Below are 24,906 nucleotides of genomic sequence, written 5' to 3' on the forward strand. Positions count from 1 at the left end.
GACCAGGTAGCTGGTGGCCGGGGTGTCACCGCCCAGGGCGAACGCCTCATCCGCGGCGCGGACATGCAGAGCGTCCCGGTCCGGGTCGGCGTAGACGGCAACGCTCGCGATCCCGGCGTCCCGGCAGGCCCGGGCCACGCGGACAGCGATTTCGCCACGGTTGGCGATGAGCACCTTGCGCACGATGTTCCTTTCCTGGCTGGGTGGTGGGGTGGTCGTAGGTCCAACGGGGCTGGTCCGGAGCGGTCGTTACCGCCAGGACCAGTGGGCGGCGGCCGAGCGCCAGCCGAGCGGGGCGCCGGGGGCGGGCCGGGTGCCCGCGCGGCTCCAGCGCGGGGCCGGGGCCGGAGCCGGCGCGACGGGGGAGCCGGGGGCGACGCGCTGGAGCAGGACGGCGGTGAGCGCGGCGAGTTCGGCCGGGTCGGCCGAGCCTCGCTCGATCCGGATCAGCGGGGCGGTGGTCATCGGGGCACTCCTTTGCCGCGGGGTCGCCGCGGGGTCGGTTCCGGGGACTGCGGGGGGCCTTGCGGAGTCGGCGCGAGGTGGGGGTGACGCCGGTGCGGGGCTGGTGCCGCGGGGCACGCCGTGGGGTTCACTGCGGCGGGTTCCCGTGCTTGCGGGCGGGGAGTTCGGCGTGCTTGGTGCGCAGCATGGCCAGGGACCTGATGAGGACCTCCCGGGTCTGCCGGGGATCGATGACGTCGTCGATCAGGCCACGCTCGGCCGCGTAGTACGGGTGCATCAGCTCGGACTGGTACTCCGCGATCTTCTGCCGCCGGGTGGCCTCCGGGTCGTCGGACGCGGCGATCTCCCGGCGGAAGATGACGTTCGCGGCGCCCTCCGCGCCCATGACCGCGATCTCGTTCGTCGGCCAGGCGTAGGTGAGGTCGGCGCCGATCGAGCGGGAGTCCATGACGATGTATGCGCCGCCGTAGGCCTTGCGCAGGATGAGGGAGATGCGGGGCACGGTGGCGTTGCAGTACGCGTACAGCAGCTTCGCGCCGCGGCGGATGATGCCGTTGTGCTCCTGGTCGACACCCGGCAGGAAGCCCGGGACGTCGACGAGGGTGACCAGGGGGATGTTGAAGGCGTCGCACAGCTGGACGAAGCGGGCGGCCTTCTCCGACGCCTCGATGTCCAGCACGCCGGCCGTCGACGCGGGCTGGTTGGCGACGACGCCGACCACGTGTCCGTCGAGCCGGGCGAACGCGACGACGATGTTGGTGGCCCACAGGGCGTGCACCTCGACGTACTCGCCGTCGTCCACGATCTCCTCGATGACCGCCCGGACGTCGTAGGACCGGTTGGGGTCCGCCGGGACCAGGTCCAGCAGGGCGTCGTTCGGGCGGTCGGCGGGGTCCTCGGTGGGGACGACGGGCGCCGTCTCCCGGTTGTTCGACGGCAGCAGCCCGAGCAGGAAGCGCACGTCCTCCAGGCAGCTCTCCTCGTCGTCGTACGCGAAGTGCGCGACGCCGCTGGTGGCGGCGTGCACATCGGCACCGCCCAGCCCGTTCTGGCTGATCTCCTCGCCGGTGACGGCCTTGACCACGTCCGGGCCGGTGATGAACATCTGCGAGGTGTCGCGGACCATGAACACGAAGTCGGTCAGGGCCGGCGAGTAGGCCGCGCCGCCCGCGCAGGGCCCGAGCATGACGCTGATCTGCGGGATCACCCCGGAGGCGCGGGTGTTGCGCTGGAAGATGCCGCCGTACCCGGCGAGCGCGGTGACACCCTCCTGGATGCGGGCGCCGGCACCGTCGTTGAGGCTGACGACCGGGGCGCCGGCGGCCTCCGCCATGTCCAGGATCTTGTGGATCTTCTGGGCGTGCGCCTCGCCGAGCGCGCCGCCGAAGATGCGGAAGTCGTGGGCGTAGACGAAGACGGTGCGGCCGTCCACCGTGCCCCAGCCGGTGACGACACCGTCCGTGTACGGCTTCTTCGCCTCCAGCCCGAAGCCGGCCGCGCGGTGCCGGCGCAACGGCTCGACCTCGTGGAACGAGCCCTTGTCGAGCAGCAGCTCGACGCGCTCGCGGGCGGTGAGCTTGCCCTTGTCGTGCTGGCGCCGGGTGGCCGCCGGGTCGGGGCCGGTCAGGACGGACTCGCGGATCGCCGCCAGTTCGTCCAGGCGCGTGTGGATGGTGCTGTTCTCGGTGGCGGGCATGGTTCCCCTCCGTGGTCTCTCGGTGATCGGTCAGACGGCGGTGACGGGGGCGGAGGCGGCGGGGGCGAGCAGGCCGACGGCCGCGGCGAGGTGGGCGGCGTCGTGCGTGGGACGGGCCGGCACTTCCGGCGCGATGCGCCGGCACAGTCCCGACAGGACCTTGCCGGGGCCGACCTCCAGGAACAGGTCCGCTCCCGCGGCGGCCAAGCGGGTGACCGACTCGGTCCAGCGGACCCGGCCCGTCAGCTGGCGGCGCAGGGTGTCCACGATCTCGCGTGCGCTGGTGACCCGCGCGGCCGTCACCGTCGAGATCACCGGCACGGCCGGGTCCCGGAACGGCGTGGCCAGCAGGGCCTCGGTGAACTCCTCCTCCACGGGTGCCATCAGGCTGCTGTGGAAGGGCGCGCCGACGTTGAGGGCCAGCACACGGCGGGCGCCGGCCGTGCGGGCCGCCGCCATCAGCGCGTCCACGGCCTCCGTCTGTCCCGACACCACGGTCTGCGTGAACTCGTTGTCGTTGGCGACCTCGACGACCCCGGCGCCGCCGTCCCGGACGGTCGCGCACAGTTCCTCCACCGTGCGCAGGTCCAGGCCGACGACGGCGGCCATCCGGCCCGGCATCCGCTCGTTGACGGCGGCCATCAGCCGACCGCGCAGCCGGACCAGCCGCAGCGCGTCCTGCCAGTCCAGGGCGTCGGCGGCGACGAGGGCCGCGTACTCCCCCAGGCTGTGACCGGCGACCAGCGCGGGGCGGACTCCCTGGCGGCGCAGGACGTCCAGCGTGACCACGCTGGTCAGCAGGATGGCCGGCTGGGTGATCGCGGTGTCGGCGAGGGTGTCGGCCGGACCCTGGTGGCACAGCTCGGTCAGCGGCAGGCCGAGCAGGTCGTCGGCGGGCCGGTAGTAGGTGTCCAGCAGGTGCGGCCAGCGCTCGGCCAGCTCCCGGCCCATGCCCACCCGCTGGGAGCCCTGGCCGGGGAAGACGAAGGCGGTGGCGGTCATAGCGGTGTCTCCTTGTGGTCGCTCGTGGGGCGGCGGGCGGCGGGCGGCGGTCTATGGGCCGGGGCCGGCGGCGCGGAGCCGTCGAGGCTCCCGTTCTCGGGCCAGGCGGGTGTGTTGCCGGCCGTGTTCTCGTGGGGTGTTGGAGCGTGGGCGTGCGCGCCCCCGTGCGGTGCTCGGGCGTGCGTCGTTCCGTGGGGAGTTGGGGTGGAGGCGTGCGGCTTTCCGTGGGGTGTCGGGGTGGGGCCGTGCGTCGTTCCGTGGGGAGTTGGGGTGGAGGCGGGCGTTGTTCCGTGAGGTGCCGGGGTGGAGGCGGGCGTTGTTCCGTGAGGTGCCGGGGTGGAGGCGGGCGTTGTTCCGTGAGGTGTCGGGGTGGGGCCGTGCGGCTTCCCGTGAGGTGCCGGGGTGGGGCCGTGCGTCGTTCCGTGGGGAGTTGGGGTGGAGGCGTGCGTTGTTCCGTGAGGTGCCGGGGTGGAGCCGTGCGGCTTCCCGTGGGGTGCCGGGGTGGGGCCGGATGGCCTGGTGTGCTGTTCGGGGGGTCGGCCGGGCGTCTGCTCGTCGAGCCACTCCTCGGGCAGTGGGCGTACCGTCCACGGGCCGTCCGGGGCGCCCTTGACGGCGACGGCGGCCCGGTGGGTGGGCCCGCACGGGAGGTCCCTCACCGTCCAGCCGGCGGGCCCGGGCCGGCCGGGGCCGGGGGTGCCCAGGTAGTCGAGGTGTGGGGGGCGGCCGAGACCGGTGCCGAGCCCCTTGAGGTAGGCCTCCTTGCGGGCCCATAGCTGGGCGAAGGACGCGGCGAGCCGCTCCGGCGGCAGCTCGGCGAGCTCGGCCCGCTCGCCAGGGTGCAGCAGACGGGTGCAGACCTCCGTCGTGGTGGCGGCGGGGATGCGCTGGATGTCCACGCCGACGGGGACCGTGGCCAGCCCCAGCAGGGCGCGTCCGCTGCTGTGCGACAGGGAGAAGTGCAGGCCGGGCGGGCCCGAGCCCGGCCGGGGCCGGAGCGCGGGGCGTCCGTGCGGGTCGCCGCAGCCGGGGCACGGCTCGCGGATGTAGGTCACCTCCCGCGGGGGCAGGCCGAGCCGGGCCGCGAGCAGCCGGCGCAGCGCGATGTGGGCGGCGGTGTAGAGCAGGGCGTCCCACGGCCGCCGGAACGACGCGGCCCGGGCCCGTTCCCGCGCGTCGAGCTCATCGACCGCGAGCCGGCGGCCCACGCTGTGCGGGCCCGGGAAGCGCAGCAGCCAGAGATCCACCGCGGCTGCGCCGGGCGCCGCCGGCGGGGGCGCGCCGTCCGTCGCGTGCGTCATGACGTGCCCGATCCGCTGGTCCGCCCGGACCGCAGGCCGAGGGCGGAGACGGCGAGGCCCGCGAGACCGACGGCGGTGACCAGGAGCAGGGCGGGACGGTGGCCGGCCAGGACCTGGGCCGGGGACGCGCCGGGTCCGGGCCGGTGCGCCGTCAGCAGCGCGGCCACCAGGGCGAGCATCAGCGCGGCCCCGAACTGCACGGCCGTCTGGTAGGCGCCGCTCGCGACTCCCGGCTCGGCGTCCGGCGCCGCCGCCATGGCCTGGAAGTGCAGGGCGGCGAAGCACAGCACGAAGGCGGCGCCGAGCAGCAGCAGGGTGGGCAGGACGTCGGTCGCGTACCGGGTGGGCACGGAAGCGCGCAGGTACAGCGCGTAGCCGAGCGGCGGTGCCAGGTACCCGGCCGCGATCAGCCGGGCCGCCCCGAACCGGCGCACCATCCGTCCCGAGAAGCCGGCCGACAGCGCCAGCGGCAGCGCGGCGGGCAGCAGGGCCAGGCCGGTCCGGGCCGGGGACCAGCCCAGCAGGGTCTGCAGATGGAGGGTGACGAGGAACAGCAGCCCCAGGTACGAGCCGTTGAGCGCCGCCGCGCCGAACGCCGAGCGGACCAGGCCCGCCCGGGCCAGCACGCGCACCGGCAGCAGGGGATGCGCGGCGCGCCGTTCCCTGACCACGACGAGCGCGCCCAGCGCCACGGCGGCGGCGAACGCGCCGAGCGTGCCCGGCGCGGACCAGCCGTGCCGGGGCACACCGCCGATGCCGTACACCAGTGCCAGCAGCGCGGCGGGCAGGGCCAGCGCGGTCGGCAGCTCGTACGGCCGGCCCGCGCGCGCCCCGGTGGCGGGCGGTTCCCCGGGGATCAGCCGCAGCCCGAGCAGGAGCAGGGCGGCGGCGACGGGGGCCGGGAAGGCGAACGTCCACCGCCAGCTCGCCTCGGTCAGCAGGCCCGACAGCAGCAGTCCCAGGGAGAAGCCGCTCGCGCCGAACAGGCTGTACACGGAGACGGCCCGGTCGCGGGCGGGACCCGCCGGGAACGTCGTGGTGATGATCGACAGCCCGGTGGGGGCGGTGAGCGCCGCACACACGCCCTTGATCACGCGGGTGAGGATCAGGAACCACAGGGTGGTGGCCAGCGCGCCGGCCAGCGAGGCGGCGGCGAAGACGGTGACGGCGGCCAGGTAGACCCGGCGCCGCCCCAGCCGCTCCACGAGCCGGGTGCCGAACAGGATGACGGCACCGAAGCCGATGGCGAAGCCGCTCATCACCCAGTGCAGCGAGGTCGGCGCCGGCCCCAGGTCGGTGCCGACCGACGGGAGGGCGACCACGGCCACCGACACCTCCAGGGCGTCGATGAGCATGTTGCCGGCCAGCACGATCAGCAGCCCCCACAGGCGGGCGCCGAGCGGACCGGTGCCCGCCGCTTCCGCCTCGGCGACCGTCGCACGCGTCGTCGGTGTCATCGTCCCCTCCCCTCGTCCCGGCCTCGTCCGCTCAGCCGACGAGGGTGCCGCCGCTGGCGTCGACGAAGGAGCCGGTGATCCAGCGGGCGTCGTCGGACGCGAGCAGCGCGACGATGTCGCCGACGTCGTGCGGTTCGCCGACGCGCTGGAAGACCGACAGCTGCGCCATCTGCTCGACGGCCTCCGGGATGTCGAAGACCGGGTTGCCGTTGCGGGTGATGCCCGGAGCGACGCTGTTGATCGTGATGCCGCGCGGACCGAGGTGCTTGGCGAAGTGCAGCGCGAGCATCTCCACCGCCGCCTTGCTCATCGCGTAGGCGATCTCCTGGGGGTTGGCGGTCTTCGTCAGGCCGGTGGAGATGTTGATGATGCGACCGCCGTCCGGCATGAGCGTGAGCGCCCGCTGGATGATGAAGAACGGGGCCTTGGCGTTCACCGCCATGATCCGGTCGAACAGCTCGGGCGTGGTGTCCTCGGGGGCCACTCCGCCCATGACGCCGGCGTTGTTGACGAGGATGTTCAGGTCGGTCCCGCCGGTGCGCTCCTTCAGGCCCTGCTCCACGGCGAGGAAGAGTTCGTGGACGTCTCCGGGAACGCCGAGTTCGGCCTGGACGGCGAAGGCCCGGCCGCCCTCCTTCTCGATCGTCCGGACGACGTCGGCGGCCGCCTCCTCGTTGCCGGTGTAGTGCACGACGACGAGTGCGCCCTCGCGGGCCAGGCGCAGGGCCGTCGCCCGGCCTATGCCTCGGCTGGAACCCGTGACCAGCGCGGTCTTACCCGTGAGCGTTCCCATGGTGTTCCTTCGGTCGGTGTGGTGGCCGGCGCGCGCGCCGGGTGCGGTGACGGTGGGGGGCGAGTGGGGGGCGGGGGCGGTTCGGGTGACGCCGGGGGCGGTGCGGGTGTCGGGGGCGGCGAACCAGCGGCGCAGCGCCTCCCCGGGATCCGGGGTGCCGGGCGCGGCCACCCAGGCGACATAGCCGTCCGGTCGCACGAGGACCGCGTCGGTGCCGGTGAGGGCGGTGCCGGCGGGCGGCCGGGCCGCCACGTACGACACCCGCTCCCGCCAGGGCCGTACGGCGGCCGACCGGCGCTCGCGTCGCGTGGCGTCCGCGGACAGGTCGAGCAGGACGGCGCGTCCGGTCCGCAGCAGGCCGGCCGTGGTGACCGTGCCGTCCGGTGTCGCGAGGCGCAGTGGCGGCAGGCGTCTGCCGAGCAGCGCGGACGCTCCGGTGTCGGCGTCGGTGCCGGTGTCGTCGGCCGTGGGGTACGCGATGTCCAGCCCGGCGATCATCGCCGCCAGGTGGGCGCGGGCGGGCGGCAGGGCGGCCAGTTCGCCGACCACCTCGCGGACGGCCTCCACCTCCTCGCCGCCGAGCAGCAGCCGGGCCTGGGCGCGGATGTTGCCCAGGACGCGCCGGCCGACGGGGTGGCGTTCGCCGTGGTAGGTGTCCAGCAGGTCCTCGCCGGCCCCGCCGGCGAGGTGGGCGGCCAGCTTCCAGCCGAGGTTGAGCACGTCCTGGAGGGCCAGGTTGAGGGCCTGGCCGCCGATCGGCATCTGCCGGTGCGCGGCGTCGCCGGCCAGCAGCACGCGGCCCCGGCGGTACTCGGTCGCCTGTCGGGAGGCGTCGTCGAAGGAGTTGACCCACAGCGGGGTGCCGTGGCCGATGTCCTCCCCGGTGACGCCGCGCCAGGCGGCCACGATCTCCGCGAAGTCCGGTGCGCCGGTGCGCCTGCGGGCGGGCGTCCCGAACGCGTGCACCATGACCCGGGTGACGCCGTCGGGGCGCCGGGCGGCGATGGCCAGGCCCTTCGGCAGCCGCTGGAAGCGCCGGTTGACGATGTCGAGGCCGGCGACATCGGCCCGCAGCAGCTCCCGTTCGGCGTCCGCGCCGGTGAACCGGAAGCCGCCCAGCCGCCGTACGGCGCTCTGCTCGCCGTCGCAGCCGACCACGTAGGCGGCCCGGACCCGCACCGGCCCTCGTGGGCCGGCGAGTTCGGCCGTGACGTGGTCCGCCGCCGGGGTGAGCGCGCGCAGCTCGTGGCCGCGCAGCACGGTCGCGCCGAGACCGGTGCTCCAGCCGTAAAGGACGCGCTCCACCTCGGCTTGCAGGATCTTCCACTGGCCCGGGTGCGTGCTGGGCAGGGTCAGGTCGAGCGGGATGCCGCCGAAGTGGCCCAGCGGCTCGTTCGGCGGGGTGCCGAAGTGCTCCAGCAGACCGCGGGCGTCGAGTGCCTCCATGGTCCGGGCGTGCAGGGTGGAGGCCCGGGACTCGGTGGTCGGCTCGGTCAGCCGCTCCGCGACCAGCACCTCGGCACCGCCGAGCCGCAGTTCGCCGGCGAGCAGCAGGCCCGCCGGACCGGCGCCGACCACCAGGACCTGGGTGCGCAGGAGGTCGCCGGACATGGTCAGCGCCGCGCCTCGGCGTAGGCCTTGGCGTGTCCGAGGGTGGCCCGGCTGTTGGTGCTCAGCGCGCTCCGCACGTACGCGCGGGCGTCCGCGACGGTCGCCTCGGGGCCGAGGATCTCGGCGATGTTCTCCGTGTTGAGCACCACCGTGTGCTGCGACGACGCCGTGGTGCCGGCCGGGCCCTCGGCGAAGGTCCAGTAGCCGGTGTGCAGGGTCATCAGCGCGGGCAGGGTCACCTGCTTGTAGGCGATCTTCCGGCCCTCGAAGCAGACCCGGTACGACTTGGTGAGGTGGGTGGAGCCGTCCTTGGCGCGGGTCTCCATCTCCAGGGTCTGCAGGCCCGGCACGTCCTCCTCCAGCCGTACCGAGGCGACGTGCGGGAGGCGCTCCTGCCACAGGTGGGCGTCGTTGACGAAGTCGTACAGGTCCTTGGCCGAGCCGTCGACGTGGACGGTGTCCTCGAAGGAGAACGTCACCTCCTCGGTGGCGTGGGCCAGTGCCACATTGGTCTTCAGCGCCGCGAGCTCCGAGCGCGAGTTGCGGTCGACGGCCTCGTCGATCCAGGCGAGGCCCGCCGGGTCGTCGTCGACGGCCCGGTAGTCGTGCAGCAGCCGGACGCGGGACGTGCCCTCGTCGAGCGGCTCGATGATCCAGGTGCCGCCCATGGCGGCCACGGGCGGTACGGACACCTCCTGGCGGAACTCGATCCGCAGGGCGTCGGGGTCCAGCACGCGCCGCGAGGCCCAGTTCTTCGCCTCGTCGTTGGCGGTGGCCCAGATACGGATCCGCTCACTGTTCGCGTCGCGTTCGACGTGGTCGACGTAGATGGTCGGCGGGAAGATCCGCGGCCAGTTCTCCACCTCGGCGATCAGCCGGTACACGGCGGCGGCCGGGGCCGAGACCGTGATCTCGTGCTCCACCTCGCGCAGGCCGGGCTGCGTCATTCAAGGGCCTCCTTGGGATGTGTCGGGTCGGTGTACGGGGCGGGCGTCAGAAGTTGCCCAGGCCACCGCAGACGTTGAGCGCCTGCGAGGTGATGGAGGCGGCCGTGTCGGAGGCCAGGTAGCCGACCAGGCCGGCGACCTCCTCGGGCGTGGAGTAGCGGCCGAGCGGGATCTTCGCCTGGAACTTCTCGAGGATCGCCTCCTCGGAGGTGTCGTACGCCGCGGCGTATCCGGCCCGCACCCGCTGTGCCATCGGCGTCGCCACATAGCCGGGGCAGACCGCGTTGACGGTGATCCCGGTCGGGGCCAGCTCGTTGCCGAGGGCCTTGGTGAAGCCGACCACGCCGTGCTTGGAGGCGGAGTACGGGGCGCCCAGCACGACACCCTGCTTGCCCGCGGTCGACGCGACGTTGATGATGCGGCCCCACGCCTTGTCGCGCAGGCCGCCGGTGGTGAGGACCTCGCGGGTGAGGCGGAAGACGCTGTTGAGGTTGGTGTCGATGACGTCGTCCCACAGCTCGTCGGTGAGGTCGGCGGTGACCCCGCCGCCGCTGCGGCCGGCGTTGTTCACCAGGATGTCCACGCCGCCGAACCGGTCGACGGCGGCCTGCACGAAGGCGCGGGCGGAGTCCGTGGAGCGCACGTCCAGGGTGGTGCCGTCGGCCTCGATGCCCTCGGCCTGAAGCTGCTTGACCGTCTCCGCGACGTTGTCGGCGCTGCGCGCGCCGATGAACACCCGGTGCTGCTGTGCGCCGAGGAGGCGGGCGACGGCGAGGCCGATGCCGCTGGTGGCGCCGGTGATCACGGCGACCCGGTGGTTCTGCTCGGTCATGTGCGTCTCCTTGCGGGAAAACAGGGGTGCGGGCGGGAAGGGGGTGCGGGCCCGGGAAGAGGCGCCGGGGCGGGCCGGGCCGGGGGGGGCCGGCCCGGGCCCGCCCGGCGTCGGCCCGTCGGGGGTCGGGCCGGTCCGGGGCAGCCGGGTCAGGCGGCGGCGTCGACCGCGAGCAGCTCGTTGACGGCGGCGACGAGGGCGCGCGGGGTGCTGATGTCGGTGAGGTCGACGTCGTCGAGGCTGACGCCGAACTCGCGCTCGATGCGCCCGCCGGCCTCCAGCAGCGCCAGCGACTCGTAACCCAGCGCCTCGAACTCGGTGTCGTCGATGTCGCCGTAGAGGTCGATGCCCTCCTCGGCGCCGGCGCTCTCCAGCAGGATGCGGCGCAGGTCGTCCAGGGTGAACGGCTTGTGGGACATGGGGTTCTCCGTTGCTGAGGGTGTGTCGGGTGAGGTCGAGGCCGGTGAGGCCGGTGAGGCCGGCGAGCCGGTGCGTGTCAGCCGACGGCGCGGACGACGGCGGCCGAGTTGAAGCCGCCGTGGCCGCGGGCGACGACCAGCGCGGCCCGTACCGGGGCCGGGCGCGCGATGCCGGTCACGAGGTCCAGCTGGTACTCGGCGGCGGCTTCGACGTGGGTCGTGGGCGGGATGACCCCGTCCTGGATCGCCAGCAGGGCGGCGGCCACGTCCAGGGGAGCGGCGCCCGAGTAGAGGCGCCCGGTCATCGTCTTCGGCGCCGTCACCGGCACCCCGCGCGGCCCGAACACCTCGGTGAGCGCGTCGGCCTCCACCCGGTCCAGCTCCGGCACGGCCGCCGCGTCGGCGAACACCACGTCGATGTCGCCGGGTTCGAGGCCGGCGTCGGCGAGGGCGGCGCGGATCGCCTGGCGCAGGCCGGGCTCCCGGCCGCTGCCCGGCCGCGGGTCGAAGGTGGCGCCGTAGCCCGCGATCTCACCGTAGACCCGGGCGTCCCGGGCGCGGGCCGCGGCCAGGTCCTCCAGGATCAGGATCGCGCCGCCCTCGCCGGGCACGTGCCCGGCCGCGCGCGGATCGAAGGGCAGGTACGCCGACTCCGCGTCGTCCCGTGTGCTCAGCCGGCCGCCGGCCAGCTGGGCCACCCAGCCCCACGGGCAGACCGAGGCGTCGACGGCACCGGAGACGATGAGCCGCGTGCCCTTGCGGATCTGCCGGCGGGCCTGTGCGAGGGCGTCCAGGCCGCCCGCCTGGTCGCTCACGACGACTCCGCTCGGGCCCTTCATGCCGTTGCGGATGGAGATCTGGCCGGTGTTGACGGCGTAGAACCAGGCGAACGACTGGTACGCGCTGACGTACTGGCCGCCCTTGCTCCACAGCTTCTGCAGCTCGTTCTGGCCGAACTCGAAGCCGCCGGAGGAGCTGGCGGTGACCACGCCCATGTCGTAGGCGGGCAGTTCCTTCGGGTCGACCCCGGCGTCCTCGAGCGCCCAGTCCGTCGCGACCAGCGCCAGCCGGGTCATGTGGTCGGTCTGCGGCAGCAGCCGGCCGGGCAGGTGGTCCTCGGCGACGAAGCCGGGCACCTCCCCCGCCAGACGCGCGGGGTACTGGTCCGGGACGAAGCGGGTCACCGGGCCGATGCCGCTCTCGCCCTGGACGGCCGCCGCCCAGAAGTCCTTCGTGCCCAGGCCGTTGGGAGCGGCGACGCCCAGGCCCGTGACCACCACCGGGGTCGTCATGCGATGCTCCTGTCGGGTCGGGCCAGCACCATGGCGCTCTGGAAACCGCCGAAGCCGCTTCCGACGGTCAGGACCGTGTCGGTGCGCCACTCGCGGGCCGTGAGCGGCACGTAGTCGAGGTCGCATTCCGGGTCCGGGGTGTGCAGGTTGGCGGTGGGCGGGACGACGCCGTGCTCCATGGCGAGGGCCGAGGCGGCGATCTCGATGGAGCCGATCGCACCCAGGGAGTGGCCCACCATCGACTTGATGGAGCTGACGGGGGTCCGGTAGGCGTGCTCGCCGAGGCTGCGCTTGAACGCGGCGGTCTCGTGCCGGTCGTTCTGCTTGGTGCCGGAGCCGTGCGCGTTGATGTAGTCGACCGACTCCGGGTTGATCCGGGCCTCGTTCATGGCGACTCCGATCGCCTCGGCCATCTCGGCGCCGTCGGGGCGCAGGCCCGTCATGTGGAAGGCGTTGCAGCGGGAGGCGTAGCCGGCGATCTCCGCGTAGACGTGCGCTCCGCGGCTGCGGGCGCGCTCCAGCTCCTCCAGGACGAACACCGCAGCGCCCTCGCCCAGGACGAAACCGTTGCGGGTGCCGTCGAAGGGCCGGGAGGCGTGCTCGGGGTCGTCGTTGCGGGGCGTGGTCGCCTTGATCGCGTCGAAGCAGGCGACCGTGATCGGGGAGATCGGCGCGTCCGAGCTGCCGGCGATCATCACGTCGGCGCTGCCCTCGCGGATGACGTCCACGGCGTGGCCGACCGAGTCGATGCCGGACGTGCAGCCGGTGGACACGACCGTGGAGGGCCCCTCGGCGCCCACCGCCCAGGCGACCTCGGCGGCGAACGAGCTGGGGACGAAGTAGTTGTACAGGTGCGGCACCGCGTACTCGTGGTCGACCAGGCCGAGCCGGCCGCCGTCGCTGACCACGCGGTACTCCTGGTCGAGACCGGTCGTGGCGCCGACCGCGCTGCCGATGGTCACACCGGTGCGGTACGGGTCGAGCCGCGTGAGGTCGATGCCGCTGTCGGCGACGGCCTCGCGGGTCGCCACGACCGCGAGCTGCGCGGCCCGGTCCATCCGGCGGATCTCCTGCGGGCTCAGCCCGTGCTCCTCGGGATCGAAGTCGATCTCCGCGGCGACCCTTGAGCGGAACGGCGACGGGTCGAAGAAGGTGATGCGCCGCGTCGACGTCCGCCCGTCGCTGAGCAGGCTCCAGAAGTTCTTGGCGCCGATCCCGCCCGGCGCGAGCACTCCGATGCCGGTGATGGCGACTCGACGGCCGGTCACTTGGCGGCTTCCCAGCGGTAGAAGGACTTGGCCATCGCGTCCGCGGGCGAGCGCCAGGTGGCCGGGTCGTAGGCCTCTATGTACGGCTTGAGGTCCTCGCTGATCTTCACGAAACGCGGGTCGGTCTTCGCCTCCTCGATGAGCTCGCCACCATTGTCCGTGTCGAATTCCTGGAGGTGGAAGTAAAGGCCCTTGTAGAGGAACAGCTCGCGCCGCCGAGTGCCCATGATGTGCGGCATTTCGGTCTCGTCGAACTGCTGGAAAAGCCGGGCGACGTCATAGCGCGCGCCGGGTTCCATCCGGGCGACGATCAGGGTGCTGTGCATGGTTTTCTTACTTCTCCTTTTCGTCAGGACAGCCGGTCCGCCGCGTCAGGACAGCCGGTCCGCGCGGGACGGGCCGAACCAGCGCTCCAGCGCCATGGGAAGGTCGTGGTGACTGCCCGGGGCGGCCCAGGCGACATAGCCGTCGGGCCGGACCAGCAGCGCGGCCGTGCCCGCCGGCGGGCTGTCCGCGCCGACACCGGTGGCGCGGGCCGTGACGACGTCGACGCGGTCGGCCCACGGCTCGGCGCGCCGCCGCAGCACGGCGGTGTCCTCCAGGTCGAGCAGCACCCCACGGCCCGGGGCGAGCAGGTCGAAGCTGGTGGTGGGCCGGCTGGTGGCGGGCAGCGCCAGCTCCAGCCGGGGCAGCCGCCGGCCCAGCAGCGGGTGCGTGCCGGTGCCGACGTCGTAGTGGATCTCCAGCCCGCTGACCATGCCGGCCAGGTGGCGGGAGACCTCCGGGTAGCGGATCAGCTCGGTGAGCACGTCCCGGACCGGCTGGACCTCCTCGCCGCTGAGGAAGAGCAGCCCCTGGGCCCGGGTGTTCATCAGCAGGCGCCGGCCCACCGGGTGGCGCTCGTCGTGGTAGGTGTCCAGCAGCGGTTCCGGGGCGCGGCCCTGGACCACGGCCGCCAGCTTCCAGCCGAGGTTGACGGCGTCCTGGATGCTGGTGTTCATGCCCTGGCCGCCGGCCGGCAGATGGATGTGCGCTGAGTCCCCGGCGAGCAGGATCCGGCCGCGGCGGTACTCGGTGACCTGGCGGGTGGCGTCGCCGAAGGCGCTGACCCACACCGGCTCGCCGTGGCTGATGTCGACGCCGGTCAGCCGCTTCCAGGCCGCCGCCACCTCCTGGTACGTCGGCGGCTCGGTACGGCGCTTGGGGGGCGTGCCGCGCTCGCAGACGATCAGGCGGGTGATGCCGCCGGGCAGCGGGCCGACCATGACCATGCCGCCGGGCACCGTCTCGCCGATCATGCGCGGCTCCAGATCGAGGCCGCGCACGTCCGCGAGGTACATCTCCAGCGTGGCGGCGGTGCCGGGGAAGTCGAAGCCGGCCGCCTTGCGGACCTTGCTGCGGCCGCCGTCGCAGCCGACCAGGTACCGCGTGCGCAGCCGGGCGACGCCCTCGGGGCCGCGCACCTCCACCAGCACGCTGTCCCCGTCGTCCTTGACGGAGAGCACCTCGTGACGGCGGCGGACGTCCGTGCCGAGGTCGGTGACCCACTGCTCCAGCACGGTCTCGGTGTGGGACTGCGGGACGGTCTTCGCGGCCTGGTGGGCGCCGTCGAGGATGCTGAAGTCGACGGGCAGTCCGCCGAAGTGCCCCTGGTCGCTGACCTCGATCTCCCCGAACCGGGAGAGCAGGCCGCGCTGGGCGAAGACCTCCATCGTCCGGGCGGTGAAGCCCAGTCCGCGGGACTCGCCGGTGCGTTCGGCGAGCTTTTCGAGCAGGACCACGTCGACCCCGGCGAGCCGCAGTTCGCCGGCCAGCATGAGTCCCGCCGGACCGGCTCCGACGACTATGACTTCGGCGTCCATGCCACTCTCCTCGGCCGTCTTCAGGGAATTCAGGAAAAGCCATGTGCGTGAATCTGTATGCGGAAACGAATGGCCATCGGATTCGGCAGCGCGCTGTTCTCTGCCTCCGGAAGCCAACTTCATACTTCGCTGTGCGGGCATCCCGGTACAAGGGCGTCCAGGGGTGACAGCGTGAGGTCTGTGCGAAGTTGTGTCAGATTCACGTGAGATGATTCCGTGAAGAGCCGCCAGAACTGCGGAATGGTTTCCTCTGATGAATTCCGTGTAGACATGCGGACCGGCCCGGCCGCCCGGTGGCGCGGGAGACGCCGGGCGGGCGCGGGCGCAGGACGCCACCGGCCGCGCCATGGGCGCGGCCGGTGGTGGGGAAGGCGTCGAGGCGTCGTGAACGTGCCGCGGGGCTCAGCCCGGCCAGCGGGTGACCTCCAGGCCGCAGTCGTCGACCGGGAGGGTGGTGGTGGCGACGGCACCCCGGTCCGTGGCGAACGCGGCGTAGTCGCGCAGGTCCCAGGTGAAGGCCGGGTGGCAGACGTCGTGGGCGATCACCAGCGCGCCCGGTGCGAGATGCGGCAGCCAGCGCTCCAGCAGCCGGGCGTAGCCGGACTTGCGGGCGCCGGGTACGTCGATGTCGATGAGCAGCAGGTCCCAGGTGGCACCCGCGCTCAGTCCGGCGGCGTCGAAGGCGTCCGCCACGACCGCCCGGGCACCCGCTGCGAACCCCGCGCGCCGCAGGTTGCCGGAGGCGAGGTGCACCGCGTCGGCGTCTACGTCGACGCCCAGGGCGCGCTCCCCCGGGTAGCGGGGGCCGGGGCCGAAGCCCGGCCCGCTGACCCAGGCCATGAGGTTGCCCGCGAAGCAGCCCAGGGTCGCGACGGCGGCCGGGCGGTGGGCCGCCGCCAGTCCGTACAGCACCCGGGCCGCGAGGGGGGTCAGGGTGGTGGTGGGGACGTGGAAGCCGGCCCTCAGGCGGTCACGCAGCGCGTGGAAGCCGGTCCAGGAGGCGGCGGGAGCGTCGGGTGCCAGCACGCCCGTGGTCCGGCAGTGGTCGAGGAAGCGGTCGGCCATCGCGTCGGACTGACGGGGCGTCAGCCGGGGGAGTGCGGTCATCGGGACACCACCAGGGTGCCCGGGTTCTCGTGGGCCGTGATGCCGGCCAGGAACCGGTTCAGGTCCCGGCCCGGCCGCCCCTCCAGGTCCACGGCGGGCAGATAGGAGGGGAGCTTGGAGGACGGCGGGGCGACCTGCGCGCCGGCCCGGGTGAGGGCCTCGGTCAGCTCGGCGCGGTCCGCGCCCCGGTCGTACGCGCCGGCCGCCTCCGGGTACCAGATGCGGGCCGCCGCCAGGGTGTGCCCGTCCCAGCGGGCGTCGCCGAGGGTGAGCGCCCACAGCAGCCCGGCCAGGTCCTGTGCGAAGGCCTCCTCGTCGCACAGGCGGCGCGCGGTGCGGGCGGCGTCGCGGTAGTGGCGGACGGCTCCGGAGTGGTCACCGCGGCGCAGATCCGTGTACGCCGCCGCGGCGAGCAGCTTCTCCACGTGGAAGGAGTCGCGCAGCGCCCCGGCGACGCGGACCGCCGCGGCGAAGGTGGCCGCGGCCTGCTCGTGGCTGCCGCGGCGCAGCTGGAGCACGGCGATCGCGTAGTGGTGCAGGACGAAGAAGTCCTGCCGGCCGGTGCTGAGCATCGTCGACGACACCGAGCGCAGGAACTCCTCGGCCTGCTGGTGCCGGCCGGTGATCTGGAGCAGGAAGGCCAGGTTGTGGCTGAGGTTGTAGCGCAGGTAGAAGGCGCTGTCCCCGGGCAGGTCGCGGACCAGCCGGAACGCGGCGAACTCCAGGTCGAACGCCTCTTTGAACAGTGCCTCGCGCCGCTCGGCATCCTCGGTCTCCCTGGCGTCGATGGCCGCCGCCAGCGCCAGCCCGTTGAGGATCCAGGCCCGTTCGGCCGGGGCGTCGGCGCCGGGGGCGTCCAGACACTCCAGGCCGCGTCGGTAGTAGGTACGCGCCGCCTCGGTGTCGTCCTTGCGCTTGGTGACCAGCAGGGCGAGGAGGTAGTTCAGGTGCGCCCTGAGCTCCGGCCGTCCGGCCAGCGTCAGGGACTGTTCCAGCCTGGCGATCGCCGTGTCGATCCGCCCGGTCTGCGCGGCCGAGATGGCCTGGAGGCGGACCAGGTCGGCCTCGTCGTCGGGCCGGTCCCCCGCCGCCCGTACGGCCCGCAGATGGGCGGCGATCAGCAGATCGGCCCGCTCGAAGTTCTGCAGCGCGATGGCGTCGCCGATGGCCCGCAGGGGACTGCGCGCACCGCCCGGCCGCCAGACCCCGACCGCCGGCCCGGGTGCCTCGGGCGCGGCCTCCGCGGCCGGCGGGAGCTGCCCACACACCCGGACGGCCCGCTGCTCGGCGAGGCGCTCGAGGAACAGGGTGCTGCCGCCTCGCAGCAGGCCGCGTACGGTCACGGGCCGGCCCTGCTGGTCCGCGATCAGCACGGCCCGGTAGAGGATCCGCAGCGAGAGCCGGTCCCAGCGGTCGACGGCGTGGGCGACGAGGAGCCGTCGGTCCTCGCCGAGGGCGGGCAGGGCGTCGGCGAGGAAGCGGGCCGCCCGGTCGATCCACCCGGCCGTCGTGTGCGACTCCCGGCTGATCCGCCGGGTCGTGCCGAGCGCGGCGGTCTCGGAGACGGGCACGAACCGCCCGTACCCGCCCTCGTCCGCCTCCTCCCGCCGGGTGAGCAGCGCGAGGACCTCGGCGTGCCGCTCCAGCGCCTCGGGCCGGGCGGCGCGTACGGCGGGCAGCAGGACGTCGAGCAGTGGCCGCAGCCCGCACAGGTGGTCGTAGCCGGGTGCGGGCGGGCTGATGTCGACGGCCCCGGACACGGCTTCGGGTCCCAGGCAGTCGGTGTGGTCGTGGGGCCGGGCGCAGAGCACGACTCCGCGGGCGGCGGGTCGCCAGGCGAGGGTCGGTTCCTGCAGCCAGGCGGGGCGGGGTGCCAGGGCACCAGAGGTCACGGCGCGCTCCTCACGTTCCGGTCGGGTCAAGAGACCGGCCCCCGCTGCGGGGCAGCGAGGGCCGGGGGGAAGAGGGAACCGGGTGGTTACCAGGTCTCGTTGCCCAGGGCGAGCTCGAACTCGCTCTCCGTCAGCTCGTTCTCGGCCGAGAACGAGGCGAGAACCTCCTCCAGGGCGGCGTTCAGCGCGGCGTCGGTCATGGATGTCACCTCCCAACTGGGTGCGGTGCGGGCGGTTCACTCCCGTGTGCGTCCGGCACACCGCCCGGGGAGCGGTGCGGGACACCCGCGGAAGGGTCTGTGGGCGCGCGTCCGACGGCCCTGCGCCGTCGGAGCAGCGTCAGATCTGCGTCGTCTCCGTGACGTAGGCGATCTTCAGCGTGTACTCGCGTACGTCGACGCCGTCCGGCAGCGCGGGCTGCCCGCCCCGCGCCTCGCCATCGGCGCGGAAGGCCCGGTAGGCCTCCTCGCTCTGCCACTGCGAGTAGCTGACGACGGCCTCGCCCTCGAAGTCCCGGTGCACGCTGTGCGATATGTAGCCCGGTGTCGCGTCGAGCACCGCGTCGGGTCCGGTCACCGCGTCGAGCAGCGCCTGCTGCTGCGCGCGGGAGCGGGTGCGGGCGACCTCGATGACGGTGAAGACGTCCTGGTCCTCGGAGAGTTCGACGGTGGGCTCACCGAGCGCGGGGTTGCGCTGGGTGTACACCACCTCGCAGTGGATGCTGTCGAACGTCGCGAAGGTCAGGACCTCCTTGAACCGCTCCTGGCGGCCCGGGTCCCCGAGGATGCCCTCCCAGGAGGCCTTGTCCCGCCACTGGATGTAGCTGATGACGGAGTGGCCGTCATGGCTGAGGTGGGCGTTGACCGACACGAGCCCGGTGCGCTCGTCGGCGGGGCCGAGGCTCTGCCAGATGTCGATCAGCCGGTGCTGGTGCTCGGGCGTGGTCTCGAAGATGTTGACCAGCGTGTAGTACTGGTCCTTGACACTGATCCTGGTCACGGGTGACCCCCTGTCGTCGTTGCCGGAACCGTCGGGTGCGGGCTGGGCGCGCCGTCAGCCGGCCGGGACCGTCTCGCCGTCGGCGGCGCCGGCGTGCTCCGGCTCCGGCTGACCGGCGGCCGGAGCCGGCAGGCTCTTGCGCAGCAGCACGGCGACCAGGGCGGCCATGGTGAGCAGCACGCCGATGGAGACGTACGAGGCGATCGCCATGCCGTGGGCGAAGGCGTCGTGGGCGACGGCGTCGAGCTGCGCGCCGACCCGGGCCGGCAGCCCGCCGGTGACCGCGGCGGCCTCGGCGAGGCCGTTGCGGGCGGCCTCGTGCACCGGGCCGGGCACCCCGGAGGGCAGCTTGTCGTCGAGGGTGGAGCCGTAGACGGCGGTGGCGAGGCTGCCGACCAGGGCGATGCCGACCGCGCCGCCGAGCTCGTTGGTGGTGGACGCCAGCGCCGACGCGGCACCGGCCCGCTCCACGGGGGCGGCCGAGACGATCGTGCCGATGCCGAGGGCCATCACCGGCGCCAGGCCGATGAACATGACCGCGGACGAGGCGACGACCATGGCCGTGCCGGAGTCGCCGTCGAGCTGGGTGAGGATTCCGAAGCCGACGGAGCCGACGACCAGGCCGCCGATCAGCACCGGCGGCGCCCCGTGCTTGCCGGCGAGGCCGGTGGCCACGACGGCGGCGACCATGCCCGGGATGATGACCGGAAGCTGCCACAGACCCGCCTCGGCCGGCGACATGCCCAGCACGATCTGCATGTAGGTGGCCAGCAGGTACTGGATGCCCATCATCATGCCGGTGGTCAGCAGCAGGGTGCCGACGGACACCGAGAACGCGGCCCGCCGGAACAGGGAGAGGTCCATCAGCGGAGCGGCCAGGCCGCGCTGGCGCAGCACGAAGACCACACCGAAGACCACACCGGCCGCGAGGCTCACCGCGGGCAGCGCCTCGAAACCGTTGCGGGCCAGCTCCTTGACGCCGTACATGGCCGGCAGGATCGCCGCCAGCGACAGCCCCACGCTCAGCAGGTCCAGCTTGGCACCGGAGGGGTCCTTGTACTCGGGCAGCAGGATCGGGCCGGTCACCAGCAGCAGCACCATCACCGGGACGGCCATCAGGAAGGGCGCGCCCCACCAGAAGTGGTCCAGCAGCAGACCACCGGCGATCGGGCCGACGACCCCGCCGACCATGAAGGACGTCGTCCAGATGGTGACGGCGGTCGTGCTCTCCTTCGGGTCCCGGAACATGCTGCGCAGCAGCGACAGCGTGGACGGGGCCAGCGTGGCCGCCGAGATGCCGAGCAGCGCGCGGGCGGCGATCAGCATCTCCGCGCTGTTGGCCTCGGCCGTGAGCACCGAGGCGACACCGAAGAACACCGCGCCGGTCAGCAGCAGCCGGCGCCGGCCGATGCGCTCGCCGAGGGTGCCCATGGTGATCAGGAAGCCGGCGATGAGGAAGCCGTAGATGTCGCTGCTCCACAGCAGCTGGGTGCTGCTGGGGTGGAGGTCGGCCGTCAGCTTGGGGACGGCCATGAACAGCAGGGTGAGGTCCATGGTGGTGAGCAGCGCGGGCAGGCACAGGACGGCCAGACCGAACCACTCACGCCGGCCCGCCTTGGCGGGCGTTACTGCGTTCACAACGGGTTCCTTGTCTACAGGAGGGGGATGGCGGAGCGTGGTGCCGGGCGGTCAGCGCCCGGTGCCGGTGGCGGTGACCCGGACGTCCCGCACGGTCAGCCCGACGCCCTGGCCCCACAGCCGGTGGGCCGCGGTGCTCCGTTCGTCGAGGAACGTCTGCGGCCAGGGCGCACCGGAGCGGGGGTGGACGTAGTGGGCGGGTGCCGAGTCGATGCGCACGAGTGCGGTGCCGTCGGCGTCCAGGGCGCCGTCCAGCAGCGTGAACATGCCGACGCCGGCGACGAGTTGGCGCGGCGAGAGGTCCTCCGGCTCGCCGGCGTGGTCCAGCAGCAGGTGCCGGCGGTCCAAGGCCGGGTGCCCGATGCGGTCCACGACGAGCACCTCGCGTCCGCCGACCGTCCAGCGGACCGTGCCGCGGGACCGGTCGAGCGTGACGCCCAGCGTGACGAGGTCCCCGGGGGAGCGGCCAGCCACCGGGACGGCGTACGTGTAGGCCGCGTAGCCGGTGCCGGGCAGCCGCAGCCGTTCGTAGTTGGCGTACACCCGGGTGGCGGTGACGAAGAAGCCGAATATCGAGGCGGTCTCCACGTCGGCGGCGATCATCGCGCCGCAGCCCAGCCGGGGGTCGGCCCGGGGGTCGGTGACCGCGGGGCCGAAGGGGTGGTCCGCGGTGCCGTAGGTGCTCACCGCGAGGGTCGCGGTGCACTCGAGCGCGCCGTCCTCGGGCACGTCGAAGCCGGGGAAGCCGGTGCGCGCGGTGCGGTTGGCGAGCGCCGTCCACTTGACGTGGTCCCGGGTGCCCTCGCCGCCGTCGGCCTGCTGGCCGGTCGTGGACACGAACGCGGGCGCGCCGGTGCGGGGGTTGACGCCGGTGGGTATGACCGAGAGGCCGAAGGCGCTGGTCCGGGCGATGCCGTCACCGCCCGGTACACCGGCGACGTCCTGGGTGTGCCAGTTGGCGGCAGGCCCGGTGGTGGTGAAGCCGTCCTGGAAGGCGTCGTGGAACAGCAGCCCGTCCTCGACGGCGGGTGGCGTGGTCGTCATGGGATTCCGTCCGGGCTCAGTCGGTGGTCAGCGTGCCGCGCGCGTAGGCCAGCGCTGCGGGCTCGAACTGCAGGACCATGTGGCTGGCGGCGGAGTTGGCGTCCCGCCAGATGCGCTGGAGAGGGTCGCCGGCCGACTGGCTGCGGGTGCCGCCGGCCCGGAACAGGGCGTCCACGGCACCGGTCAGCAGCCGTGTGGCCAGGGCGCAGTCCCGGCGGTTGCGGACGACGACGGCCTCGTCGGCCACCGCCGCGTCCACGGCCGCCGCGGCCCGGGCCAGCAGCAGACCGGCCGCGTCGATCTCACCGGCCGCCCGGGCGTGCCCGATCAGCTGCGTCTCGCTCGGCTCGGTGCCGCGGGCCGTCCGGCCGGCCGCCGCGCGGGCCGACAGCTCCAGCGCGCCGCGGGCGGCGCCGAGGACCGGCCCGGCGAAGGTGAGGCCGTTGACCGCGAACAGCGGCTGGGCGTGGCGCGGTTCGTCCGAGCCGGCGTTCCGGCCGGCGAACATGTCGTCCATGAGGAAGGTCCGGCGCGCGGGTACGAACGTCTCCTCGACGACCAGGGTGTGGCTCCCGGTCGCCCGCATCCCGACGCTGTCCCACGTCTCCTCGATCCGGTACGCGGACCGCGGTACGGCGAAGAAACGCGCCGTCCGCCGTCCGTCCACGTCCGCCGCCGGGGCCATCACCAGCGCCCAGTCGGAGAACTCCACCCCGCTGGCGTAGGTCCAGGCGCCCGCCAGCCGCCAGCCGCCGTCGGCGGGCGTGGCCGTGGCGGACGGTGAGACCAGGGAGCTGACCAGCCGGGTGTCGGGCCCGTCCGCCCAGATCTCGGCCTGGCCCTCGGCGGGCAGGTGGGCGGCGAACCGCGCGGTGTAGGCCAGCAGCGATCCGGTCCAGGCGGCGGAGGCGCAGCCCTCGCCGACCGTGGCGACCGCCTCGGTGAGCGTGGCGAAGTCCGTGGTCTCGCCACCGTGGCGGGCCGGGACGAGCGCCCGGGCGAAGCCCGCCTCGACGAGCGCGTCCACCACCTCTGCGGAGAGCCGTCGGTCACGGTCGGCCCGGGCCGCGTCACGGCCCGCGAGCGCACGGGCGGCCCGTGCGGCGGACACGAAGGTGTCCGGGGTGGTGCGGGGAGCGAGAAGCATCCCGGTCATGGCTGTCTCATTTCGTGAACGGAACGGGGGGCCGGCGGGGGCCGGGCGCGGCCGGACCGCGCCCGGCCCCGGGCGGCTCAGGCCCGGTACGGCCGCTTGGCGCGGGCCTCGCGCAGGGCGGTGCCCCACCACACGAGCTGGTCGAGCATGGTCTTGGCGGCGGCGGAGCAGCCGGTCGGGTCCTTGGGGTTGCCGTCGGCGTCGAACGTGGCGGCGGCACCGTGGAAGCTGACCGTGTCGCGCAGCGTGACGGCGTGCATCTCGGCGTAGACCTGGCGCAGCTGCTCCACGGCCCGCAGACCGCCGGACAGGCCGCCGTAGGAGACGAAGCCGATGGGCTTGGCCTGCCACTGGGTGTAGTTCCAGTCGATCGCGACCTTCAGCGGTGCCGGGAAGCTGTGGTTGTACTCGGGCGTGAGGACGACGAAGGCCTCGGCCGCGTCCAGCCGGCTGCTCAGGGCCGCGGCGATGGCCGCGTCCGCGGGCTCCGGGGAGTCGGTGATGGCCACCGGCAGCGGGAAGTCGGCGAGGTCGACGACGTCGAGCGCGACGTCCTCGTTCTGCCCGGCCTGCTCGGCGAACCAGCGGGCGACGGTGGGGCCGAAGCGGGTGGCGCGGGTGCTGCCGATCACCAGGGCGACCCGGAGAGGTGCATCAGACATGAGGGTTCCTCCGAAGGGGGAAGTGGTCCGGGGAAGGGGGCGCACCCGGCCGAGTGGGCCGGCGGGGTGTCAGCGGGGTGCGGTGCGGTACGGCGGGCCGTCCCCACGTCCGCCGCACCGCACCGCACCCGGTTCCGGTGCGGCCGTGGCCTCCGCTGGCGCCACGGGCGTACCGGGGTCGGGTCCGGGCGGGTCAGACGACCTCGCGCCGGGAGCCGTCGGCGTCGCGGGGCGACCACCACAGCGCGGTGGTCTCGGCACCGGCGCCCAGCACGCTCCAGCGGCCCTCCACGATGCGGCCGTTCTCCCAGCGCAGCAGGTGCAGGGCGTCGATGTCGAAGCGGTCGTAGGGGGAGGTGCTGTCCTCGGCGGCCCCGGCGCGCACCGCCGAGACCCGGTTGACGTCGACGGAGAAGCCGGCCTCGGCGTTGACCAGGACGGTGACGTTCTGGCCGCGCATGGTGCCGCCGGCGAGCCGGCCCATGTCTGCGAAGAACCCGAGGAAGGCGTCCAGGCCCTCGTACCAGCCGGAGTAGGCGTGCAGGCCGGGCACCTCGAAGCGCAGGTTCTCGTCCCAGTACTCGGCGATCCGCGCGCGGTCCCCGGTGCCGAGGGAGGCCCAGGCGGCGCCGACGCGCTCGGCGGTGAGATCGGACATGGCGGTGGTTCCTTTCGCAGGCTGTGGAAGGGAAGCGGCCGTCAGCGGCCGAGGAGCGCGCCACCGGTCGCGTCGACCGAGGTGCCGGTGATCCAGCGGGCGTCTTCGGAGGCGAGGAAGGCGACCACGTCGGCGACGTCCTGCGGCCGGCCGGCCCGGCCGAGGGCGGAGGCACGGGAGAAGACCGCGGAGGCCTGCCCGCCGCTGCCCGGGACGACGCTGTTGACGGTGATGCCGCGCGGGCCGAGCAGCTGGGCCAGGTGCAGGGTGAGCTGCTCCAGCGCGCCCTTGCTCATGGCGTAGACGATCTCGTCGGGGTTGGCCGAACGGGTCAGCGCCGACGTGACGTTGACGATGCGGGCACCGTCGGGGATGTGCGGCAGCAGCCGCTGCAGAATGAACAGGGGAGCCTTGGCGTTCACCGCCGTCACCCGGTGGAAGACGTCCTGCGAGGTCCGGTCGAAGGCCGTGCCGCCGGTGATACCCGCGTTGTTCACCAGAATGTCGATCTCTTCCCGGCCCGAATGTTCCTTGAGCGCCGGGAGGAGTCCCGCGCTCAGTTCGTCGGAGGCACTCGGCATGGCCAGTTCGGCCCGTACCGCAAAGGCCTGCCCGCCGGATTCCCGGATCGACGTGACGACACCGCGGGCCGCCGCCGCATCGTGGCCGTAATGCACGGCCACCAGCGCACCTTCACGGCCGAGCCGTTCGGCGATCGCCCGCCCGATACCCCGGCTCGCACCCGTCACAAGTGCGTTCTTGTTCGCGAGACTCCCCACGAGACTTCCTTCCTCATGAATGGGTG

23 protein-coding genes are annotated in these 24,906 nt (G+C 73.7%); all 23 read right to left on the reverse strand.

The window, feature by feature from the left end; all coding sequences use genetic code 11:
• Positions 1 to 183: biotin carboxylase N-terminal domain-containing protein (locus OO52_RS34685; RefSeq protein WP_030649997.1), on the reverse strand; the 183-nt coding region annotated here is incomplete at its 3' end.
• A 66-nt stretch (positions 184 to 249) separates the two neighbouring features.
• Positions 250 to 465, reverse strand: coding sequence for an acyl-CoA carboxylase subunit epsilon (locus OO52_RS34690; protein ID WP_037629886.1), 216 nt, complete (start codon positions 463 to 465; stop codon positions 250 to 252).
• A gap of 127 nt (positions 466 to 592) precedes the next feature.
• Entirely contained in the window at positions 593 to 2,161 is a 1,569-nt protein-coding gene (locus OO52_RS34695; RefSeq protein WP_030649994.1) for an acyl-CoA carboxylase subunit beta, read from the reverse strand.
• Positions 2,162 to 2,191: 30 nt separating this feature from the next.
• On the reverse strand, positions 2,192 to 3,163 hold the full coding sequence (gene fabD / locus OO52_RS34700) for an ACP S-malonyltransferase (RefSeq protein ID WP_030649988.1): 972 nt from the start codon (positions 3,161 to 3,163) through the stop codon (positions 2,192 to 2,194).
• The gene (locus OO52_RS46605; RefSeq protein ID WP_063738832.1) at positions 3,160 to 4,464 is read right to left on the reverse strand and encodes a 4'-phosphopantetheinyl transferase superfamily protein; all 1,305 of its coding nucleotides are present in this window, start codon (positions 4,462 to 4,464) and stop codon (positions 3,160 to 3,162) included. Before OO52_RS46605 ends, fabD begins: the two co-directional genes overlap by 4 nt.
• A complete protein-coding gene (locus tag OO52_RS34710; protein ID WP_051818726.1) occupies positions 4,461 to 5,921 on the reverse strand; it encodes an MFS transporter in 1,461 nt (486 codons plus the stop codon). Before OO52_RS34710 ends, OO52_RS46605 begins: the two co-directional genes overlap by 4 nt.
• Before the next feature lie 31 nt (positions 5,922 to 5,952).
• Positions 5,953 to 8,325 carry an SDR family oxidoreductase gene (locus OO52_RS34715; protein WP_030649981.1) on the reverse strand — a complete coding sequence of 791 codons (2,373 nt, stop codon included), beginning with the start codon at positions 8,323 to 8,325 and terminating at the stop codon, positions 5,953 to 5,955.
• A 2-nt stretch (positions 8,326 to 8,327) separates the two neighbouring features.
• Complete coding sequence (locus tag OO52_RS34720; RefSeq protein ID WP_030649978.1) at positions 8,328 to 9,272, reverse strand: aromatase/cyclase; 945 nt, start codon at positions 9,270 to 9,272, stop codon at positions 8,328 to 8,330.
• A 46-nt stretch (positions 9,273 to 9,318) separates the two neighbouring features.
• Entirely contained in the window at positions 9,319 to 10,104 is a 786-nt protein-coding gene (gene fabG / locus OO52_RS34725; protein ID WP_030649976.1) for a 3-oxoacyl-ACP reductase FabG, read from the reverse strand.
• 149 nt (positions 10,105 to 10,253) lie between these two features.
• Complete coding sequence (locus OO52_RS34730; protein ID WP_030649974.1) at positions 10,254 to 10,523, reverse strand: acyl carrier protein; 270 nt, start codon at positions 10,521 to 10,523, stop codon at positions 10,254 to 10,256.
• Between the two features lie 77 nt (positions 10,524 to 10,600).
• Positions 10,601 to 11,815 (reverse strand): ketosynthase chain-length factor, encoded by a 1,215-nt coding sequence (locus tag OO52_RS34735; protein ID WP_030649972.1) that lies wholly within the window; start codon positions 11,813 to 11,815, stop codon positions 10,601 to 10,603.
• Positions 11,812 to 13,083, reverse strand: coding sequence for a beta-ketoacyl-[acyl-carrier-protein] synthase family protein (locus OO52_RS34740; RefSeq protein ID WP_030649970.1), 1,272 nt, complete (start codon positions 13,081 to 13,083; stop codon positions 11,812 to 11,814). The genes OO52_RS34735 and OO52_RS34740 overlap by 4 nt, the downstream gene beginning before the upstream one ends.
• Entirely contained in the window at positions 13,080 to 13,409 is a 330-nt protein-coding gene (locus OO52_RS34745; RefSeq protein WP_030649968.1) for a TcmI family type II polyketide cyclase, read from the reverse strand. Before OO52_RS34745 ends, OO52_RS34740 begins: the two co-directional genes overlap by 4 nt.
• Positions 13,410 to 13,454: 45 nt before the next feature.
• Positions 13,455 to 14,945 carry an FAD-dependent monooxygenase gene (locus OO52_RS34750; protein WP_030649967.1) on the reverse strand — a complete coding sequence of 497 codons (1,491 nt, stop codon included), beginning with the start codon at positions 14,943 to 14,945 and terminating at the stop codon, positions 13,455 to 13,457.
• Between the two features lie 402 nt (positions 14,946 to 15,347).
• Positions 15,348 to 16,052 carry a class I SAM-dependent methyltransferase gene (locus OO52_RS34755; protein ID WP_030649966.1) on the reverse strand — a complete coding sequence of 235 codons (705 nt, stop codon included), beginning with the start codon at positions 16,050 to 16,052 and terminating at the stop codon, positions 15,348 to 15,350.
• Complete coding sequence (locus OO52_RS34760; protein ID WP_030649964.1) at positions 16,049 to 17,944, reverse strand: hypothetical protein; 1,896 nt, start codon at positions 17,942 to 17,944, stop codon at positions 16,049 to 16,051. The genes OO52_RS34755 and OO52_RS34760 overlap by 4 nt, the downstream gene beginning before the upstream one ends.
• A gap of 339 nt (positions 17,945 to 18,283) precedes the next feature.
• A complete protein-coding gene (locus OO52_RS34765) occupies positions 18,284 to 18,943 on the reverse strand; it encodes an antibiotic biosynthesis monooxygenase family protein (protein WP_030649962.1) in 660 nt (219 codons plus the stop codon).
• 54 nt (positions 18,944 to 18,997) lie between these two features.
• Positions 18,998 to 20,581 (reverse strand): MFS transporter, encoded by a 1,584-nt coding sequence (locus OO52_RS34770; RefSeq protein ID WP_030649961.1) that lies wholly within the window; start codon positions 20,579 to 20,581, stop codon positions 18,998 to 19,000.
• A 51-nt stretch (positions 20,582 to 20,632) separates the two neighbouring features.
• Positions 20,633 to 21,625, reverse strand: a complete 993-nt coding sequence (locus tag OO52_RS34775; protein ID WP_051818725.1) for a DUF6081 family protein — start codon at positions 21,623 to 21,625, stop codon at positions 20,633 to 20,635.
• A gap of 16 nt (positions 21,626 to 21,641) precedes the next feature.
• Complete coding sequence (locus OO52_RS34780) at positions 21,642 to 22,781, reverse strand: acyl-CoA dehydrogenase family protein (RefSeq protein ID WP_234339861.1); 1,140 nt, start codon at positions 22,779 to 22,781, stop codon at positions 21,642 to 21,644.
• Between the two features lie 77 nt (positions 22,782 to 22,858).
• Positions 22,859 to 23,443 (reverse strand): NADPH-dependent FMN reductase, encoded by a 585-nt coding sequence (locus OO52_RS34785; RefSeq protein ID WP_030649955.1) that lies wholly within the window; start codon positions 23,441 to 23,443, stop codon positions 22,859 to 22,861.
• A gap of 193 nt (positions 23,444 to 23,636) precedes the next feature.
• Positions 23,637 to 24,101 carry a nuclear transport factor 2 family protein gene (locus OO52_RS34790; RefSeq protein WP_030649954.1) on the reverse strand — a complete coding sequence of 155 codons (465 nt, stop codon included), beginning with the start codon at positions 24,099 to 24,101 and terminating at the stop codon, positions 23,637 to 23,639.
• A 41-nt stretch (positions 24,102 to 24,142) separates the two neighbouring features.
• Positions 24,143 to 24,880, reverse strand: coding sequence for an SDR family oxidoreductase (locus OO52_RS34795; protein ID WP_030649952.1), 738 nt, complete (start codon positions 24,878 to 24,880; stop codon positions 24,143 to 24,145).
• Positions 24,881 to 24,906: the final 26 nt, after the last annotated feature.

It is taken from the genome of Streptomyces flaveolus (genome assembly GCF_000716535.1).
Classification (GTDB): Bacteria; Actinomycetota; Actinomycetes; order Streptomycetales; family Streptomycetaceae; genus Streptomyces; species Streptomyces flaveolus_A.